This window comes from Amorphus coralli DSM 19760 (genome assembly GCF_000374525.1).
Classification (GTDB): domain Bacteria; phylum Pseudomonadota; class Alphaproteobacteria; order Rhizobiales; family Amorphaceae; genus Amorphus; species Amorphus coralli.
In genome coordinates this window covers 13,959-31,528 of record NZ_KB894576.1, presented here as the reverse complement: position 1 = coordinate 31,528, position 17,570 = coordinate 13,959, and the positions used below count along the sequence as shown (strand labels likewise).

At 69.0% G+C, this 17,570-nt stretch carries 16 protein-coding genes; 12 read left to right on the top strand and 4 right to left on the bottom strand.

The window, feature by feature from the left end; genetic code table 11:
* The first annotated feature begins 222 nt into the window (after nt 1-222).
* A complete protein-coding gene (locus C507_RS21865) occupies nt 223-2,007 on the top strand; it encodes an adenylate/guanylate cyclase domain-containing protein (RefSeq protein WP_169508984.1) in 1,785 nt (594 codons plus the stop codon).
* Here C507_RS21865 and C507_RS0116960 read toward each other — a convergent pair.
* Together C507_RS0116960 and C507_RS0116955 are read right to left on the bottom strand one after the other, a co-directional pair.
* Nucleotides 2,002-2,826: a creatininase family protein gene (locus C507_RS0116960; protein ID WP_018700915.1), complete on the bottom strand. Its 825-nt coding sequence runs from the start codon at nt 2,824-2,826 to the stop codon at nt 2,002-2,004. The genes C507_RS21865 and C507_RS0116960 overlap by 6 nt on opposite strands.
* The gene (locus C507_RS0116955) at nt 2,823-3,218 is read right to left on the bottom strand and encodes a RidA family protein (RefSeq protein WP_018700914.1); all 396 of its coding nucleotides are present in this window, start codon (nt 3,216-3,218) and stop codon (nt 2,823-2,825) included. Before C507_RS0116955 ends, C507_RS0116960 begins: the two co-directional genes overlap by 4 nt.
* 302 nt (nt 3,219-3,520) lie before the next feature.
* Here C507_RS0116955 and C507_RS0116950 point away from each other — a divergent pair, with 302 nt between their 5' ends.
* From C507_RS0116950 to C507_RS0116910, 9 genes are all read left to right on the top strand, one after another.
* Nucleotides 3,521-4,537 carry an ABC transporter substrate-binding protein gene (locus C507_RS0116950; protein WP_018700913.1) on the top strand — a complete coding sequence of 339 codons (1,017 nt, stop codon included), beginning with the start codon at nt 3,521-3,523 and terminating at the stop codon, nt 4,535-4,537.
* Between the two features lie 29 nt (nt 4,538-4,566).
* Nucleotides 4,567-5,376 carry an ABC transporter ATP-binding protein gene (locus tag C507_RS0116945; protein WP_018700912.1) on the top strand — a complete coding sequence of 270 codons (810 nt, stop codon included), beginning with the start codon at nt 4,567-4,569 and terminating at the stop codon, nt 5,374-5,376.
* Nucleotides 5,377-5,440: 64 nt separating this feature from the next.
* On the top strand, nt 5,441-6,295 hold the full coding sequence (locus C507_RS0116940; protein ID WP_051089803.1) for an ABC transporter permease: 855 nt from the start codon (nt 5,441-5,443) through the stop codon (nt 6,293-6,295).
* A gap of 4 nt (nt 6,296-6,299) precedes the next feature.
* Nucleotides 6,300-7,613 (top strand): cytosine deaminase, encoded by a 1,314-nt coding sequence (locus tag C507_RS0116935; protein ID WP_018700910.1) that lies wholly within the window; start codon nt 6,300-6,302, stop codon nt 7,611-7,613.
* A gap of 2 nt (nt 7,614-7,615) precedes the next feature.
* A complete protein-coding gene (locus C507_RS0116930; protein ID WP_026319187.1) occupies nt 7,616-9,016 on the top strand; it encodes an FAD-binding oxidoreductase in 1,401 nt (466 codons plus the stop codon).
* A gap of 28 nt (nt 9,017-9,044) precedes the next feature.
* Nucleotides 9,045-9,638, top strand: a complete 594-nt coding sequence (locus C507_RS0116925; RefSeq protein WP_018700908.1) for an NAD(P)H-dependent oxidoreductase — start codon at nt 9,045-9,047, stop codon at nt 9,636-9,638.
* Nucleotides 9,639-9,770: 132 nt separating this feature from the next.
* Complete coding sequence (locus tag C507_RS0116920) at nt 9,771-10,256, top strand: MarR family winged helix-turn-helix transcriptional regulator (RefSeq protein ID WP_018700907.1); 486 nt, start codon at nt 9,771-9,773, stop codon at nt 10,254-10,256.
* Nucleotides 10,257-10,432: 176 nt separating this feature from the next.
* Nucleotides 10,433-11,332, top strand: a complete 900-nt coding sequence (locus C507_RS0116915; protein ID WP_018700906.1) for a DMT family transporter — start codon at nt 10,433-10,435, stop codon at nt 11,330-11,332.
* A 56-nt stretch (nt 11,333-11,388) separates the two neighbouring features.
* Complete coding sequence (locus tag C507_RS0116910) at nt 11,389-12,345, top strand: 2-hydroxyacid dehydrogenase (RefSeq protein ID WP_026319186.1); 957 nt, start codon at nt 11,389-11,391, stop codon at nt 12,343-12,345.
* Between the two features lie 7 nt (nt 12,346-12,352).
* Here C507_RS0116910 and C507_RS21860 read toward each other — a convergent pair whose 3' ends face one another.
* Entirely contained in the window at nt 12,353-13,213 is an 861-nt protein-coding gene (locus C507_RS21860; protein ID WP_018700904.1) for an isocitrate lyase/PEP mutase family protein, read from the bottom strand.
* Between the two features lie 144 nt (nt 13,214-13,357).
* Here C507_RS21860 and C507_RS0116900 point away from each other — a divergent pair, with 144 nt between their 5' ends.
* The gene (locus tag C507_RS0116900) at nt 13,358-14,536 is read left to right on the top strand and encodes a pyridoxal phosphate-dependent aminotransferase (RefSeq protein ID WP_026319185.1); all 1,179 of its coding nucleotides are present in this window, start codon (nt 13,358-13,360) and stop codon (nt 14,534-14,536) included.
* A gap of 29 nt (nt 14,537-14,565) precedes the next feature.
* Nucleotides 14,566-16,743 carry an FUSC family protein gene (locus C507_RS0116895; RefSeq protein ID WP_018700902.1) on the top strand — a complete coding sequence of 726 codons (2,178 nt, stop codon included), beginning with the start codon at nt 14,566-14,568 and terminating at the stop codon, nt 16,741-16,743.
* Nucleotides 16,744-16,759: 16 nt separating this feature from the next.
* On the opposite strand, the gene ubiG is transcribed toward C507_RS0116895, so the two are convergent.
* A complete protein-coding gene (gene ubiG, locus C507_RS0116890; RefSeq protein ID WP_018700901.1) occupies nt 16,760-17,503 on the bottom strand; it encodes a bifunctional 2-polyprenyl-6-hydroxyphenol methylase/3-demethylubiquinol 3-O-methyltransferase UbiG in 744 nt (247 codons plus the stop codon).
* Nucleotides 17,504-17,570: the final 67 nt, after the last annotated feature.

Sequence of the window (17,570 nt, the reverse complement as noted above, 5' to 3'; positions counted from 1 at the left end):
GACGCCTCCCGAAAGGCCGAATATGGCCACCCGTCGATGTCGCAAACAAGTCGGAAGCAAGCTTCGGGCCGGGGACGGGCGTGCTATGGTGCGGCGAAGCCCGGAAAGCGCCGGGATTGGCCCGCCTCCCAGCACCGCGTGACGCATGATCGCACCACCCGATCGACGGCAAGTCCCCTCCGCCCTGCTCTCGGCGCCCCTCGCCTCGCGGTTGCCGGCCGCATGACCATGGAGCCAGCAGCGGACGGCGCGCGCGCCGCCGATCGAACCGGCCGTACCGGTCCGCCGGGGGGCGGCTCGACGGTGCAGAAGCTTCGGCTGGCAAGCGGCCTGATCCTGTTCACCTTCGTGCTGACCCATCTCCTCAACCACGCGCTGGGCATCGTTTCCATTGCGTGGATGGACGCGGCGCAGTCCGTCCGGGTCGCGGTGTGGCGATCGGTGCCCGGTACGGTCGCCCTGTACGGAGCGTTCACGGTCCATATCGCGCTGGCGCTCTACCGGGTCGCGCGGCGACGCACCTGGCGGATGCCGGCCTGGGAGGCGGCGCAGATGGCGCTCGGCCTGCTGATTCCGCTCTGGCTCATCAATCATGTCGTCGGCACCCGCGCCCTCTATTCCCTGTTCGGGGTGCAGGACGACTATGTTCACGAGCTGACGCTGTTGTGGCCCGGATTGGTTCAGAATCAGACGATCCTGATGCTGATTGTCTGGGTGCACGGCTGCATCGGCCTGCATTTCTGGCTGCGGCTGAAGCGCTGGTATCCGACCGCCGCCCCCTGGCTCCTGTCGGGTGCCGTCGCGGTTCCGCTGTTTGCCAGCTGGGGCTGGATCAGTGCCGGTCGGCGCCTGGCGCTCGCCGGCGAGCGACGCAACAACCTCACCGCCGAGGCGGTGGCCTGGTCGGACCCGGTGATCGAGGCCACGAAAACGGGCTACATCGTCGTGGCCCTGGTGGCGCTGATCGCGGTGCCGCTGACGATGACGCTCCTGCGGCGCGGTCGCGGCATCCGCATCGCCTATGCCGACGGGCGGGTGGTGCGCACCACGCCGGGGCCGACGCTTCTGGAGATCAGCCGGCTGGGCAAGATCCCGCACGCCTCGGTTTGTGGTGGCCGGGGCCGCTGCTCCACCTGCCGGACCCGCATCCTCTCCGGCGGCGAGCGGCTGGAGCCGCCGGACGCCACGGAGGCGCGCGTCCTGTCGCGGATCGGGGCGGCGCCGGACCTGCGGCTGGCCTGCCGGGTGCGGCCGAAGGTGGATCTCGCCGTGCGGCCGCTGTTCCCGATTCGCGAGACCGGCCCGCTTGACGTGGATGCGGAGCGCTACCGCTGGGGCATGGAGCAGGAGGTGGCGATCCTCTTCGTCGACATCCGCGGCTTCACGGCGCTGTCGGAACGCCGGTATCCCTACGACGTCGTCTATCTGCTGAACGAGTATCTGACCGCCATGAGCGGCGCGATCACCGGCAATGGCGGCTACGTCGACAAGTTCATCGGCGACGCCGTGATGGCGATCTTCGGCATGTCCGACGGCCTCGCCGCCGGGTGCCGCGAGGCGCTGGCGGCGAGCGGCGACATGGCGCGCGCGCTCGACGCCCTGAACGCGACCTTCGCCGAACAGCTGCGCGAGCCGCTCAGGATCGGCATCGGCATTCACGCGGGCCCCGCGGTACTGGGCCGCGTCGGGGTAGCAATGGGCGGCCACACCGAAGGGCTGACGGCACTGGGCGACACGGTCAACACCGCGAGCCGGCTGGAGGGCGCAACCAAGGAACTCGCCACGATGCTGGTCTTCTCGAAGGCGGTGGCGGACGCCGCCAAAGCCGACGTCTCGTCCTTCCGCACTTCGGAGATGTCCGTCCGCGGCCGGTCGGAGCCGTTGACCGTCTATGCCGCAGACGATCCCACGGTGTTCGCCGGACGACCGAAGCCGCGCGACGCCCAGCGCCGTGGCACGCTCTGGCGACGCTGGTCCGAAGAGCGCCGGCTCGAGGAGACCCTATAGGCCCGGTGGGTCGGACCGCTCCGCCAGCCGGGCGATGTCGAACCGGTGCATGTCGGTGAGGAGCTCGACGAGGCCCATTGCCGCATGGTGAACGGCGGTACGGCCTTTGGCGGCCGTCGCGGCGGCGGCGTTGCCCATCGCCCCGGATGGGTGAAGATCCTGCGCCATCCAGGCGAAGGCGTGCGGGCCGTGGCCGCGCAGGTGGTCGAATTCCTCGATGAAGTCGAGCTGGGCCGACCGGAAATCCTCCGCGCGATTCATGTCCACCCGATCCGGCGCCAGATGGAGCATCACCGAGGTTTCCAGGTCGTTGCCGTGGATGCCGTAGACGGCCTCTTCCGGATCGAAGGTGCCCTCGGGCAACGCGAAACGGAACCAGCCGGTGTGGACGGCCAGCATGGCGTGCTCCACCCGCAGCTCCCGAACCACCACGTCATTGAGCGGCACGTTGCCGCCGTGGGCGTTGAGGATCAGCAGCTTGCGCACGCCGGCCCGCCGCACGCTGGCGCCGATCTCGATCCACGAGCGGATGACCGTGTCCCAGGAGAGCGTCAGCGTACCGGGCGAGGCGAGGTGCTCGTTCGACTTGCCGATCGCCTGGAGCGGCAGCACCGTCACCGGCAGCTCGTCCGGGAGAAGCTCGATCACCCGGTCGACGACACCGGCGCAGATCGTCGCGTCGGTGGAGACGGGCAGGTGCGGTCCGTGCTGCTCGATGGCGGCGACCGGCAGCACCGCGATCCACGACGCCGTGTCGGCGCCGGCGAACTCGGCCGCCGTCATGTCCGCCCAGCGGCGGGCGGGGAGGCTGCGGGTCATGGCCGGGCCTTTCCGGCGGCGAGCGCCTCCACCTCGACCTTGAATTCAGGGCGGGAGAAGCCGGAGACGATCATCAGCGTCGAGGCCGGCTTGCGGGCCCCGACGAAGCGGTCGCGGGCGCGCATGTAACCCTGCAGATGCTCGCGACCGGTGACGAAGGCGTTGAGCCGCACCAGATCGTCGACGCTCATTCCGGCCGATCGCAGGATTTCCGCGATGTTGGAAAAGCAGAGGTCGGCCTGGGCCTCGACGTCCTCCGGCACCGTGTCGTCCGGCCGCGCACCAAGCTGACCGGAACAGACCAGGAGCCGGTAGCCGGCCGGGACCTCTATGCCGTGTGCATACTGGGCGAACGGCGCGCGGATGGTGGCAGGCGTGTGGGAGGGAAGCACGATCGGATTGCGCTCCTTCGGGCGATGGCCGGCGAACTCTCGCAGCAGGCTAGAGCATTTCTGTCCGGGACCGAAGCGCCGGTGGTAGCCCGGCTTGCCCGGCGACTGCGAGCCGCTATTGTTTCAGATCAGACGGGGTCGCGCGGGGCGGGCGCTCGACCTCTCATCGTGGCACGTGCGTTGCAAACCGGCGGACCTGGACCGGCGGACCGGTTTCGGCACACCGGGTCCGGTGGCCGGAGAGATCACCAGAGGGGGCGGGGCCCGCTGCCCGCCCGCACCGACGCGAGGACGACCGTCTCATGACCCGTGCGATTTCGCTTGCCGCCTGCACCCTTGCCGCCGGTGCGGTCCTGGCCGGTCCGGCCGCTGCGCTTGAGAAGGTGAAGTTCGGAACCAACTGGCTGCCCGAGGCCGAGCACGGCGGCTACTATCAGGCCGCCGCGGACGGTACCTACGAGGCCTGCGGCCTCGACGTTGAGATCGTGCCGGGCGGGCCGCAGGTGAACAACCGCGCGCTGCTGCTGGCAGGACGCATCCAGTTCCACATGGGTGGCAACCTGATCCAGGCCTATTCGGCGGTGGAGCAGGACATCCCGCTGAAGGTGGTCGCGGCGCACTTCCAGAAGGAGCCGCAGGTCATCATGACCCATCCCGACCAGGGGCTCGACACCTGGGAGAGCCTGAAGGACATCGACCTGCTGCTCAGCGACGAGGGATTCCAGTCCTTCTTCCAGTGGATGGTCGCGGCCGACGGCTTCAGGGAGGAGCAGCGCAAGCCCTACACCTTCAATCCGGCGCCGTTCCTCGCCGATCCGCGCGTGGGCCAGCAGGGCTACGTCACCTCCGAGCCGTTCGCCATCGAGACCAAGGGCGGCTTCAAGCCGAACATCTTCCTTATCGCCGACCAGGGCTTCGACACCTACGCCACCACGGTGGAGGTGATGCAGAAAACCCTCGACGAGATGCCCGAGGCGGTCCGCTGCTTCGTCGACGGCTCCGCCATCGGCTGGTACACCTACCTCTATGGCGATCCGTCGGCCGGCGACGCGGTCATCCAGGAGGCGAACCCGGACATGTCCACGGAACAGCTCGCCTACACGCGCGAGAAGCTCCGCGAGTACGGGATCGTCGATTCCGGCGATTCGCTGGAGCTGGGCATCGGGGCGATGACCGATGCGCGCTTCAAGAGCTTCTACGAGAAGATGGTGGCCTCGGGCGTGTTGCCGGAGGGCATCGACGTCTCCGCTGCCTACACGCTCGACTACGTGAACAAGGGGGTCGGTCTCGATCTCCGCAAGACGTTGACCGGCGAGTAGGGCCGCCCGGCGGCCCGGAGAGGGTGTGAATGGCGCAGGCCGCGCAATCGATCGATCCGGCTGCATCCGCGGAGCAGCCGTCCGCCGTGGTGCTCGGCGGCGTCACCAAGCGCTTCTCCAACGGCACGACGGCGATCGCAGACCTCGATCTTGCCGTGCGCCAGGGCGAGTTCCTGAGCCTGCTGGGCCCCTCCGGATGCGGCAAGTCAACGGTGCTGCGCCTTGTCGCCGGGCTGATCGAGCCCAGCGCAGGAACCATCCGCCGCCCGGACGAGCAGAATGCGGACCGCGACATCGGCTTCGTCTTCCAGGAGCCGACGCTGATGCCGTGGGCAAGCGCCTTCACCAATGTCTGGCTGCCGCTGCGCCTGCGCGGCGTGTCGAAGCGGGCGGCCCGGGACCGGGTGATGGAGGCGCTGGACGGCGTCGGCCTGGCCGCTTTCGCCGGCTCCTATCCGCGCGAACTCTCCGGCGGCATGAAGATGCGGGTGTCCATCGCCCGGGCGCTGGTGACGGAGCCGCGGCTTCTGCTTCTCGACGAACCGTTCGCCGCGCTGGACGAGATCACCCGCTTCAGGCTCAACAACGACCTGCTGGAACTGTGGGGTCGGTTCGGCTTCACCGTGGTGTTCGTTACCCATTCGGTGTTCGAGTCGGTCTACCTCTCCAGCCGGATTGCCGTGATGGCCGCCCGCCCCGGGCGCATCATCCGGACGCTCACCGTCGACGAGCCCTATCCGCGCACCGACGCCTTCCGCACCACGCCGCACTATGGCGAGCTTTGCAACGAGACCTCCGCGGCATTGCTCCTGGCCATGGAGGAGGGCCGCCCGGCATGATGCGAACCGGCGCGGGCAGGTCATGAGCAGCGTTTCCGACAGCCGCGGCGGCGCGGCAGGCCCCATGGACGAGCCGGCCGAGGCATGGCGTGCAATGGGCGAGGCCGAAGCCAGCGGACGCAGCCGCGCGGAGCGGTTCGATCGGCTCGCGCGGTGGCTGCTGCCGCTGCTCGTGGTCGTCGCGATCGTCTTCGGCTGGCACCTGGTGGTCGTGGTCAACGAAATCCCGCCCTACATCCTGCCGGGGCCGGGGACGGTCTTCGCCACCCTGGTGAAGGACTGGCCGATCCTGTCTGGCGCGCTCGTCAACACGCTGGCCATCACCACCCTGGCGCTGATAGTGGCGACGCTTGGCGGCGTCGGGTTGGCGATCCTGTTCTCCCAGTCGCGGCTGGTGGAATATTCCTTCTTTCCCATCGCGGTTGTCTTGCAGGTGACGCCCATCGTCGCCGTGTTTCCGCTGATCAACATCTATGTCGACAACACGACCGCAAAGCTCCTGATCTGCGCGTGGATCGTCGCCTTCTTCCCGATCCTCTCCAACACGACGCTGGGGCTGAACTCAGCCGACCGCAACCTGCACGCCCTCTTCCATCTCTACGGCGCCAGCCGGTGGCAGACGCTGCGCCATCTGCGGCTTCCCGCGGCGATGCCCTATTTTCTCGGCGGGCTCAGGATCGCCGGCGGGCTGTCGCTCATCGGGGCGGTGGTGGCGGAATTCGTGGCCGGCACGGCTGGGTTCGGATCGGGGCTCGCCTTCCGCATCATCGAGGCCGGCTACCGGCTCAACACCGCGCGCATGTTCGCCGCGCTGATCCTGATCTCGGCCGCGGGCGTCGCGATCTACCTGGTGCTCAGCCTGGCGTCGCACCTGATCCTGAGGAAATGGCACGAAAGTGCCATCGGCAGGGAGCGCTGATCCGATGGTGTGGCGTCCCGGACTGAGTGCGGGCGACCGGCCGGTCCGGCTCATCGATGCCCATGTGCCGGCGGCGCTGTGCCCGGCACTTGCCGCGGTCGCGGGCGGGCGCGAACGCATTGCGGTGGACATCACGCTGGCCGATGGGCGCGTCGTGGCGATCGAACCGGCCGGGCAGGCGAGGGGGGAGGGAGCCACCGACCTCGACGGCGGGCTGGTCTTTCCCGCCTTCGCCGACGTCCACACCCATCTCGACAAGGGCCATATCTGGCCGCGCACCGACAATCCCGACGGTCGTTTCGGGACGGCACTGAATGCCTGCGAGATCGACCGCCGGCAGAACTGGACGGCGGAGGATGTGCGTCGTCGCATGGACTTCGCCCTGCGCGCGGCGGAGGCGCACGGCACCCGGCTCATCCGTACCCACATCGATTCAAGCCCGCCGCAGCACCGCATTTCGTGGCCGGTCTTCGCCGCGATGCGCGAGGCCTGGCGTGGGCGCGTCGAGTTGCAGGGTGTCGCGCTGATCGGCATCGACGAACTGCCCGAAGGGAGCGATCTCGACGCCTATGTGTCGGTCGTTGCAGACCACGGCGGCATGCTGGGCGCGGCGGTCTACCCGATTGACGATCTCGACGCCCGGCTGAAGCGGCTGTTCGACGCCGCGGTGCGCTTCGGGCTCGACCTCGATTTCCATGCCGACGAGGCGCTCGACCCGGAGGCCCACGGGCTGCGCCGGATCGCCGAAACCGCGCTGGAGACAGGGTTTCCCGGCCAGATTACCGTGGGGCACGCCTGCTCGCTCACCGTCCAGGCCGACGACGAGGTGTGCCGGACGCTGGACGTGGTGGCGCGGGCAGGCATCACCGTGGTCACTTTGCCGCTGTGCAATCTCTACCTGCAGGACCGTCATCCGGGTCGCACCCCGCGGCTCAGGGGGGCGACCATCGTCCAGGAGATGGCCGGGCGAGACATTCCCGTTGCAATCGCGAGCGACAACACCCGTGACCCGTTCTACGCCTACGGCGATCTGGATATGCTGGAGGTGTACCGGGCCGCGACACGCATCCTGCATCTGGATCATCCGCTCGGAGACTGGCCGGCGGCGGTGACCCGGGTGCCGGCGGCGATGATGGGGGAGCCTGGCCGGGGTATCCTGGAGACCGGCGCACCGGCCAACCTGGTGCTCTTCCGGGCGCGCTCCTTCAGCGAGCTGCTTGCCCGGGGCCAGGACGACCGGATCGTTGTTCGCGACGGGGTGGTGCTCGACCGGGTTCTGCCCGACTATCGGGAGCTGGACGACCTTTTTGGAGCATGACGATGGCGGATCTGGACGGCCTCGCAGCGGATCTCGAGGGCATCGCGATCGAGACGCACCCGTCGCTGGTGAAGCAGAAGAGCCGGGACTTCTTCTGGTACTCGCCGGTGCTCAAGCGGCAGCTGGATCATGTCTGCGGTGATCTCGTCGCGTCGCCGAAAAGCGAGGAGGAGGTCGCCCGCATCCTCGCCGCCTGCCACGCCCGCGACGTGCCGGTCACGGTGCGCGGCGCCGGCACCGGCAACTACGGCCAGGCGATGCCGCTGGCCGGCGGGCTGGTGCTGGACCTTGCCGGGATGAACGCGGTGAAGCGCGCCGGACCGGGCTCCGTGGTGGCGGAGCCGGGCGCCATCCTTGCCGATATCGACCGGGCAACGAAGGCGGCCTGCGGCCAGGAACTGCGGATGCACCCGTCCACCTACCGGACGGCCTCCATCGCCGGCTTCATCGCCGGCGGGTCGGGCGGCGTCGGCTCGGTGCGCTGGGGGGGCTTGCGCGATCTCGGCAACGTGGCCCGCGTCGAGGTAATGACCATGGAGGCCGAGCCGCGAAAGCTGACGCTGACCGGGGAGGACCTTCACAAGGTCAGCCACGCCTATGGCACCAACGGCGTCATCACCGAGGTGGAGATGCCGCTGACGGCCGCCCATGACTGGGTCGATGTCATTGTCGGTTTCGACGCGCTGACGCTGGCCGCCGCCTTCGCCGATGGCGTCGCCCGCCACGACGGCATCCTCACCAAGGAGGTGGGCGTCGTCGCCGCGCCGGCCGCCCACGACTATTTCCTGCGCCACCAGCGCTACATCGCCCACGACCAGTCGGTGGCGCTGATCATGGTGGCACCGTTCGCGGTGGACGCGCTGGTGTCGCTCGTTGCCCGCTCGCGCGGCGCGGTCCTCTACCGCTCCGACACGGCGAGCGAGAGCGACCGCAGGGAACTGCCGCCGCTCTACGAGCTGTCGTGGAATCACACCACGCTGCGCGCGCTGCGGGTCGATCCGACCATCACCTACTTGCAGTCGCTCTATCCCTACCCGAACCACCTCGCCAAGGTGGCCGCCATCGCCGATGTGTTCGGCGACGAGGTGATGACACACCTGGAGTTCGTCCGCTTCGACGGGGTGATCGCCTGCTTCGGGCTGGCGCTGGTGCGCTATTCCTCCGAGGAGCGGCTCGACGAGATCGTGCGCATCCACGAGGAGATGGGCTGCCCGGTATTCAACCCGCACCGCTACACGCTGGAGGAGGGCGGCATGAAGCAGTCCGACAGCGCGCAGCTCGCCTTCAAGCGCGAAGCGGATCCGAAAGGGCTCCTCAACCCCGGCAAGATGATCGCCTGGGAGGATCCGGCCTTCGATTTCGCCGGTCGCCAGACCTATCTGTTCCCGGGCCTGTCGCGATGAGGTCCGGCCGCCACGGGGCGCCGGGGCCGTGAAGGTTCTGGTCGTTTACGCGCACCCGTGCGGCGACAGCTTCAACGCGGCGGTGCGCGACCGCGTGGTGGCTGGTCTGCTGGTGGCGGGCCACGAGGTCGAGGTCGCCGATCTCTACGCGGAGGGCTTCGACCCCGTGATGGGGGCGGAAGAACGCCGCCGCTACGACACGGCGGACGTCAACGAGAAACCGGTGGCGGATGAGCTGGCGCGGCTTCGCCGCTGCGAGGCGCTGGTCTTCGTCTATCCCACCTGGTGGTTCGGACTGCCCGCAATCCTCAAAGGGTGGCTGGACCGGGTGTTCGTGCCGCACGCGACCTTCTCCCTGCCGACGGAAACCCGGCGGCCGCAGGGCCAGCTGACCGGCATCCGCGAGATCGTCGTGGTGACCACCTGCGGCGCCACCTGGCTCGTCTCCAAGCTGGTCGGCGAGCCGGGCAGGCGGACGGTGCTGCGGGGTATCCGGGGGCTGTGCGCGCCCCGCTGCCGGACCCGCTTTATTGCACTCTACAAAATGGACACGGTGCCCCTCGCCAGACGGACCGCGTTCCTCGACAGGGTCGAGCGGCTGGCTGGCCGGATCGGAACCTGAGTGCCGGTTGCTGATCGGCAAGGTGCGTTGCCGCCGTCATGTGGGTCGATTACCGTTCTCGAGACGATTCGCTTCGCAGGCTCACAAAGAGTCATGCGACCGTCATTCGCGGTTGGTAGAGACGTACGCACCATGTCATTCAACTATCGAAAGACGGCAACGTATCGGCTCGCGCAGGCGGCGAAAGCCCAGCGCGTACGCTCGGGCGGCCACCTCAGCCGGATCGGCCTGCATCCCGGTCAGGAGTTCGTGCTGAAGGCACTTTCCGACAGCGACGGGCAGACCATGAGCGAGCTCGCCAACGTGCTCGGCGTGCAACCTCCGACCGTCACCAAGATGGTTAGCCGTCTCGCCGGCCACGGTCTGGTGGAGCGGCAGAGCTCCGAAAGCGACGGGCGGCTGTCCCGTGTCTTCCTGACCGAAGAGGGTCGCGACCGGATCTCCGACGTCGACAAGGCCTGGAAGCGGCTGGAGAAGGAGGCGCTGTCCGGCGTCGACGACAAGGACCGCAAGCGGCTGCGCAAGCTGTTGCGGACCATCGAGAAGAATCTCGCGGCCGCGGGCGGGTTCGTCGACAGTCTCGACGAGGAAGCCGACGAGGTCGAAGAACCGGCCTGAACGCGGCGCAGGGCCTGCTCCCGGTCGCCCCCGGACCCGGGTCGTTCCGGGCGCGTATGCGTCTCCCGCATGAAACCCCTGCACGCACACCGCTTCCGGTAGAGCGAGAAGCCTTCTAGGCTCCTGCCTTGCGGACGGGTTCGGATCGGCCGCAGCCATCGAACCGAAAGCGGTGCATGTCGTCTCCTTCCTTGCTGACCTCGTCGGACACGCTGCGCGGCATCCTGCTGATGACGGCGACGGCGGCCCTGTTCGGCTGCCTCGACACGACGGCGAAATTTCTCGGCCAGTACATGCCGGCCGTGGAGGTCGCCTGGCTGCGCTTCGTCACCCATACCGTCCTCGTGGTGCTGCTGCTGCGGCTCTGGTCGCGCCCCTTTCATCTCAAGACCCGCAGGCCGCTGCTGCAGATCGTGCGCGGCACCTTCATGTTCGGCACAACGTCGCTGAACTTCGTGGCGCTGACCTACCTGGACCTGACCGAGGCGGTCTCGATCATGTTCGCCACGCCGCTGCTGGTCACGGCGCTGGCCGGCCCGTTCCTGGGCGAGAAAGTCGGGATGCGGCGCTGGACGGCCGTGTCCATCGGCTTTCTCGGCGTGGTGGTGATCACCCGGCCGGGCTTCGGCACGTTCAATGTCGGGGTCCTGTTCTCGCTTGGCGCGATGCTCACCAACGCCTTCTACATTCTGCTGACCCGAAAGATCGGCACGACCGAGAGCTCGGAAGGGATGATCTTCTATTCCGGCGCCGTGGGCGCGGTGGGCCTCGCCCCCGTGGCGCTGCCCTCGGCGGTGATGCCGGAGCTCTGGCTGGTGCCGCTGGTCTTCCTGACGGGCGTATTCGGCGGGTTTGGCCACTATCTGCTGATCCGGGCCCACCGGATTGCGCCGGCCTCGACGCTGGCGCCGTTCATCTACACCCAGATCCTCTGGATGACGCTGACGGGCTACGTGATCTTCGACGAGATCCCGGGCCTGTGGACGGTGATCGGTGCCTCCATCGTGGTGGGTTCCGGCCTCTACATCCTGCACCGCGAACACCTGAGGAAGGGTGGCGCCGGGGGCCGCGTGTGATAAGCGCAGTCGGGCATACCGCTCCTTCCGACCGACCGCGCCCCCTGGAGGCACCCTTGGCCAAACCAACCGTCCTGATGCTGACCCCGATGCTCCCGGCCATCGTCGAGAAGCTGAACGCACGCTTCGAAACCCACTGGCTGCCCGGGGCCGCGGATCCGGAAGCGGTGATTGCGGACGCCGCCGAGCGGGTGCGGGCGATTGGCATGTTCCCCACCGGCAAGGTGGACGCGGCGCTCATGCGGCGGCTGCCCAATCTGGAGATCGTTGCGGTCGCCGGCGCCGGCTACGAATGGGTCGACATGTCAGAGGCGAAGGCGCGCTCGGTGATGGTCACAAACGCGCCCGATGCGCTGACGGCGGAAGTGGCGGACGTCGCCATGGCACTGATCGTCATGACCGTGCGCAAGCTCGCCGCCGCCGATGCATACCTGCGGGCCGGCCGCTGGGAGGCCGAAGGCCCGATGAAGCTGAGCCCCGGCAGCCTGGTCGGTGCGACGCTGGGCATTCTCGGCCTCGGCCGCATCGGCCACGCCGTTGCGAAGCGGGCGGAGGCGTTCGGGCTAAAGATCGCCTATCACGGCCGCCGCCGGCAGGACGGGGTCGCCTACGCCTACCACGACAGCCCCGAGGCGCTGGCGGAGGCCTGCGACATCCTGCTGGTCGCCACACCCGGCGGCGCCGACACCCATCACATGATCGACGCCCGCATTCTGGAAAAGCTGGGACGCTCCGGCTACCTGGTCAATATCGGCCGGGGCACCGCGGTGGATGAGGCGGCGCTGGTCGCCGCGCTGGAGGCCGGCACCATCGCCGGCGCCGGCCTGGACGTCTACGAGGACGAGCCGCGCGTCCATCCGGGACTGGTCGGGCTGGAGAACGCAGTGCTCCTGCCGCATCTCGCCTCCGGCTCGGTCCCGACCCGCACCGCCATGGGCCAGGCCATGCTCGACAATCTCGAGGCCTGGTTCGAGACCGGCAAGCCGGTGTCGCCGGTCTCCGAGATGGGCTGAGCGCCGGCTAGCCCGTCTGTGGTCGTGGCGGCAGCGCGCCGGTTTCGAAGAAGGCGTTGATCCGGCCGAGGCCCGCCGTCTTCCGCGCATAGGTGAAGGTGCCGTCCTCGAAGATCTCGCGGGCGGCATCGATCGCCATGGCATAGGCAAACTGGGCGATGTTTGAGCCGAGGCTGACCCGGCGCACGCCAAGGGCCGCGAGATCCGCGATGGCAAGCGGGTCGGGTCCGAGCCCGGCGAGCACGTTCACCGGGCGGTCGACCGAGGAAATCACGGCCGCGATCTCCTCGCGGGTCGTCAACCCAGGCGCGTAGAGGCAGTCGGCGCCCGCTTCCTGGTAGGCCTGCAGCCGGCGGATGGATTCCGCGAGCGGTTCGTCCGACCCGGTCAGGAAACACTCCGCGCGGGCGGTGAGCACGAAGGGGTGTCCGGTGGCATCGATGGCGGCACGGGCCGCCGCCACGCGCGCCGCCGCTTCTTCCACCGGGTAGAGGGGGGCGGCCGGATCGTAGGTGGCATCCTCGATGGAGCAGCCCGCAGCGCCGGTTTGCACCACCAGCCGCATGGTCTCCGCCACCTCGTCGGGGGTTGCGCCGTAGCCGGCCTCCGTGTCGGCTGAGACAGGCAACGTCGTCGCCGCCGCCATGTCCGCTATGTGCGCCAGAACCTCGTCGCGCGACAGCGAGCCCGTCGCGTCGGGACGGCCCAGCGCATAGGCATATCCGGCGCTGGTGGTCGCGAGGGCGGGGAAGCCGATCGCCTCGACCATCTTCAGCGAGCCCCGGTCCCAGGCGTTCATCATCACGAACAGCCCGTCGGCCGCATGCAGGTCGCGAAAGCGCTGACCCGCCTCATTCCCGGTTTCCATTGCTTGTACCCCTCCGCTATGCACGTGCCGGTGCCTCCTGTTAGGGAGGCGCGCGACGACGCTGCCTGCACGGACCGGATGCCGCAAGAGCGTTCGGCCCTGCACCTGTCGGCAGCGACCGAAACGTTCGAGGAGGGAACGCCCATGCCGACGCCGATTGCCGCCTTCGACCGGATCGGGGAGGAGAACGCCTTCGCGGTTCTCGCCCGGGCCACCGAGCTGGCCGCCCAGGGCAAGTCGATCATCAATCTCGGCATCGGCCAGCCGGATTTCAAAACCCCCGATCACATCGTCGAGGCGGCAGTGAAGGCGCTGCGCGACGGCCACCACGGCTATACGCCCGCCACCGGCATCCTGCCGTTGCGCGAGGCCATCGCCGCCGACCTGCTGGCGCGCACCAGCGTCGAGCCGCGGGCGGACCGGATCGTCGTCGTGCCCGGCGGCAAGGTCACCATGTTCATGGCCATCCTGATGATGGGCGAACCGGGGGTGGATATCCTCTATCCCGATCCGGGCTTTCCCATCTATCGCTCGATGATCGAGTTCACCGGCGCCCGCCCGGTGCCGATCCCGATCCGCGAGGAGAACGATTTCGCCTTCTCTGCGGAGGAAACCCTGTCGCTGATGAGCGATCGAACCCGGCTGGTGATCCTCAACTCGCCGGCCAATCCCACCGGCGGTGTCACGCCGAAGGCTGAAATCGACGCGCTGGTCGCCGGGCTCGCCGCGTACCCGAAGGCCGCGATCCTGTCCGACGAGATCTACGGCCGGATCCTCTATGGCGATGCGGAGCACGTCTCGCTGCTCACCTACCCGGAAATCGCCGACCGGCTGATCCTGCTCGATGGCTGGTCGAAGACCTACGCGATGACGGGCTGGCGCCTCGGCTATGCCGTTTGGCCGGACGGTCTGTTCGAGGCGGCGCGCAAGCTCGCCGTCAACGCCTGGTCCTGTGTGAACGCCTCCGCCCAACATGCCGGGCTTGCCGCGCTGACCGGCCCGCAGGACGCAGTCGACGACATGGTGGCGGCCTTCGACCGGCGCCGGTCGCTGGTGGTGGACGGGCTCAACCGGCTGCCGGGCGTGACCTGCCGCACGCCGAACGGCGCCTTCTACGCATTTCCCAACATCTCCGGGACAGGCTTCAAGGCGAAGGACCTGGCCAGCCGCCTCCTGGAAGGTGCCGGGGTGGCGCTGATCGGCGGCCCGGACTTCGGCATCCTCGGCGAGGGCTATGTGCGGGTTTCCTACGCCGCCTCGGAGGCGGAGATCGAGGAAGCGCTGGCGCGCATCGGCCGGTTCCTGGAAACCGAGACGCCCTGATCGGGGCGGGCGAGCAAGGGGCAGCGAGCGTGCAGACCGATCGTGCGGACGCGGGGGTCGTGGCGCGGCTTGGCGAGCGCTACTCCGCCTTCGATCCCGGCGCCATGCGCCTGGCTCGCGGCCTTCAGCTCGCTCTCTCCATCGTCGTCGGCATCGCCCTGGGCCATCTGCTTGCGACGCGCGGCATGGATGCCGTCGAGGCACTCTGGGGCGACTGGCTGCGCATGCACGCACCGGCCTATGCGGGGATGTTCACGCATTCCGGCCGGGTCTTCGCCATCACCGCCATCGTCACCGCCGCGGCCTCCCAGGTCGTGCTCCTGATCCAGCCCTCGTCGCGCCGCGTGGAGCTGTGGGGCGCGCTCCAGATCACCGCGGTCTCGGTGGCCTGGTTCGCCATCGTCGGGCTCGCCGCGCCGGCCCGGTGGGGCTATGGCGCGCTGCCCATGCACATCGCATGGATCCTGGTCATTGCCGGGGGTCTCTACATCCGCCGCTACGGCCAGGCGGGAAAGCAGATCGGTATCGGGGTGACGGTGCTGACCCTTTTTGCGGTGCTGATCGATCCCGGCCCGGGGCTCGGCGTCTGGTTCCCGGTTGCGGTGCTTGTCGGCAGCCTCGCGGGCATCGCGGTGCGGCTTCTGGCCTGGCGTCCGTCCGCGGTCCGGGTGTTCGAGGCTCAAAGGGTCGCGTTCCTGGACACGGTCTCCGGCGAGATCGCGGCAATGGCCGCGGCGCTCGGTCGGGGCGAGCGGCCGGCGTCCCGCCTCGCGCTCCTGCGGCGGCGCTGGACGACGGTCACCAAGGCGCTCGATGCCGCCAGCGCGGAGGACCCCTCGCGGGCGGACCGCTTCGCCCGGGGGGCGGCAACGGCCTATCGTCTGCTTCTGGCCGGCGAGGCGATGGACGATGCGCTCGCCGCCATCGACCGCGAGGCCCTGTCCGCCGACATCGTGACCGGCCGGATCCGCGGCTCGCTGGTTTCGCTGTCGCGACAGGTGGCCCGAGCCGCCGGCGGCGAGGTGGTCGCCGACCCCGACTTCGTTCCGGAGCTGAAGCGTGCCCAGTCAGGCCTGATCGCCGCGCGGGATCTCGACCCGAAGGCCAAGCTAGGTCTGATGCGGCTCCTGACCGGCGTCGAGCGCATCGCCGCCTCCATCGAGATGGTCAGCGTCCGCATCGAGCCGGTGTCCTCCGACGCCGCTCAGCCGGTGCCTGGACCAGACCTGGGGGGCCTCGGCCGCAGGCTCGCCATTCAGGGCCTGGTCGCGGCCTCAATCACCACCGGGCTCAACTACGCCTTCCACTTCGAGCATGCCTACTGGGCGACGCTCACCGTGGCGCTGGTTCTGACCGGCACCGTGGGGGAAACGGTGTCGCGCACCATCCGTCGCGCCCTCGGCACCATGGGCGGCGTCATCCTGGCCATCGCGCTGTCGCCGCTGATCGCCCCGGTTCCGGGCGTGGAGATCGCGCTGATCTTCCTGGCGATGATGGTGGCGGTGATGGTCATCGACCTGCGCTACGAGGTGGCGGCGGCGATGATCGGCTTTGCCGTGGTCACCGGCCTTCACCTGATCGAGGGGGCCGGGCCGGCGGTGATGCTGGCGCGCGCTTACGAGACCTTTATCGGCGCCGGGGTGGCGCTGGCGGTGGCATGGACGGTGGCGCCTTCCTTTTCCGGCGATCGGGTTGTCGGCGAGGTGACGGCGTTTCTCTCGCGCTGCCGGGTCGTCTTCCGCATGGCCGCGGAACAGCCGGTCGTGGGCGTCGATCACACAGCACCACTGGAGGCGGACGTGGCGACGATCCGCGCCGAGCTGCCGTCGCTGAGGGCCGAGCGCTGGCTGGGACGGTCCGGCGGCGAAGCCCTGAACGAGGCCATGGTGCTCGTCGAGGCGCTGGTCAGCTATCTCGGCCTGTTCGAGCGGGCCTCGGCCGTGGCCGCGTCGGTGGAGACGAGCGCGGCCGCCGGAGCGGTCATGTCGGATCTGGACCGGGCGGTCGAGGCCGGGTTCGAGGCCGCCATCGCCCCGAAGCTGGCCGCGCCGGACCTGGAGGACCTGCTCGACCGGTTCGGGCAGGTGGCCCCGCTCGACGGCTCGATCCCGGCTGCCGAGGCGTTCGCGCTGGTGGAGCGCTTCTACTACGGTCGCCGGCTCGGGCAGACGCTGGCGGAGTTCAAGACCGCCTGGGAGAAGGTCTGATCCACGGCCCGGTCGCTCAGGCGGCGCTCGGGCGGGCGGTCAGCATCATGTAGTTGACGTCGATGTCGGCGGAGCGCTCCCAACGGTCGCGCAGCGGATCGAAGACAACGCCGGTGGTCTCCAGCACCGAGAGCCCGGTGCCCTCCAGCGCGCTTTCCAGTTCCGACGGCTTCACCAGCTTCTCGTACTGGTGGGTGCCGCGCGGCAGCCAGCGCAGCACGACCTCGGCGCCGAAGATGGCCAGCGCATAGGCCTTGGGCGTGCGGTTGATGGTGGCCAGAAGCAGCAGTCCGCCGGGCCGCACCATCTTCGCGCAGGCCTCCACGAAAAGCGGTACGTCGGCCACGTGCTCGACGATTTCCATGGCCAGCACCACGTCGAAGGTCTCTCCGGCGTCGGCCAGATCCTCCGCGGTGGTGGCGCGGTAGTCGACGGGCACGCCGGCGCGCTCGGCATGCAGCTTCGCGACCTCGATATTGGTCTCCGCCGCATCGGCGCCGACCACGTCCGCGCCGAGCCGGGCCATCGGCTCCGACAGCAGCCCCCCGCCGCAGCCGATGTCGAGAAAGCGCAGGCCGTCGAGGGCCCTGGCGTCGTCCACGTCACGCCCGAAATGGCGGGCCGCGACTTCCTTGATGTAGGACAGGCGGACCGGATTGAACTTGTGCAGGGGCTTGAACTTGCCGCGCGGGTTCCACCATTCCGCCGCCAGCGCCGCGAACCGGTCCACTTCCGCCCGATCGATCGTACCCGTCGCCATCCGACTTGCTCCTTGCGTCCGTAACCGGGCGGATTTGGCCCGCCCGCGCGTGCCCGGCCGTCGCGAG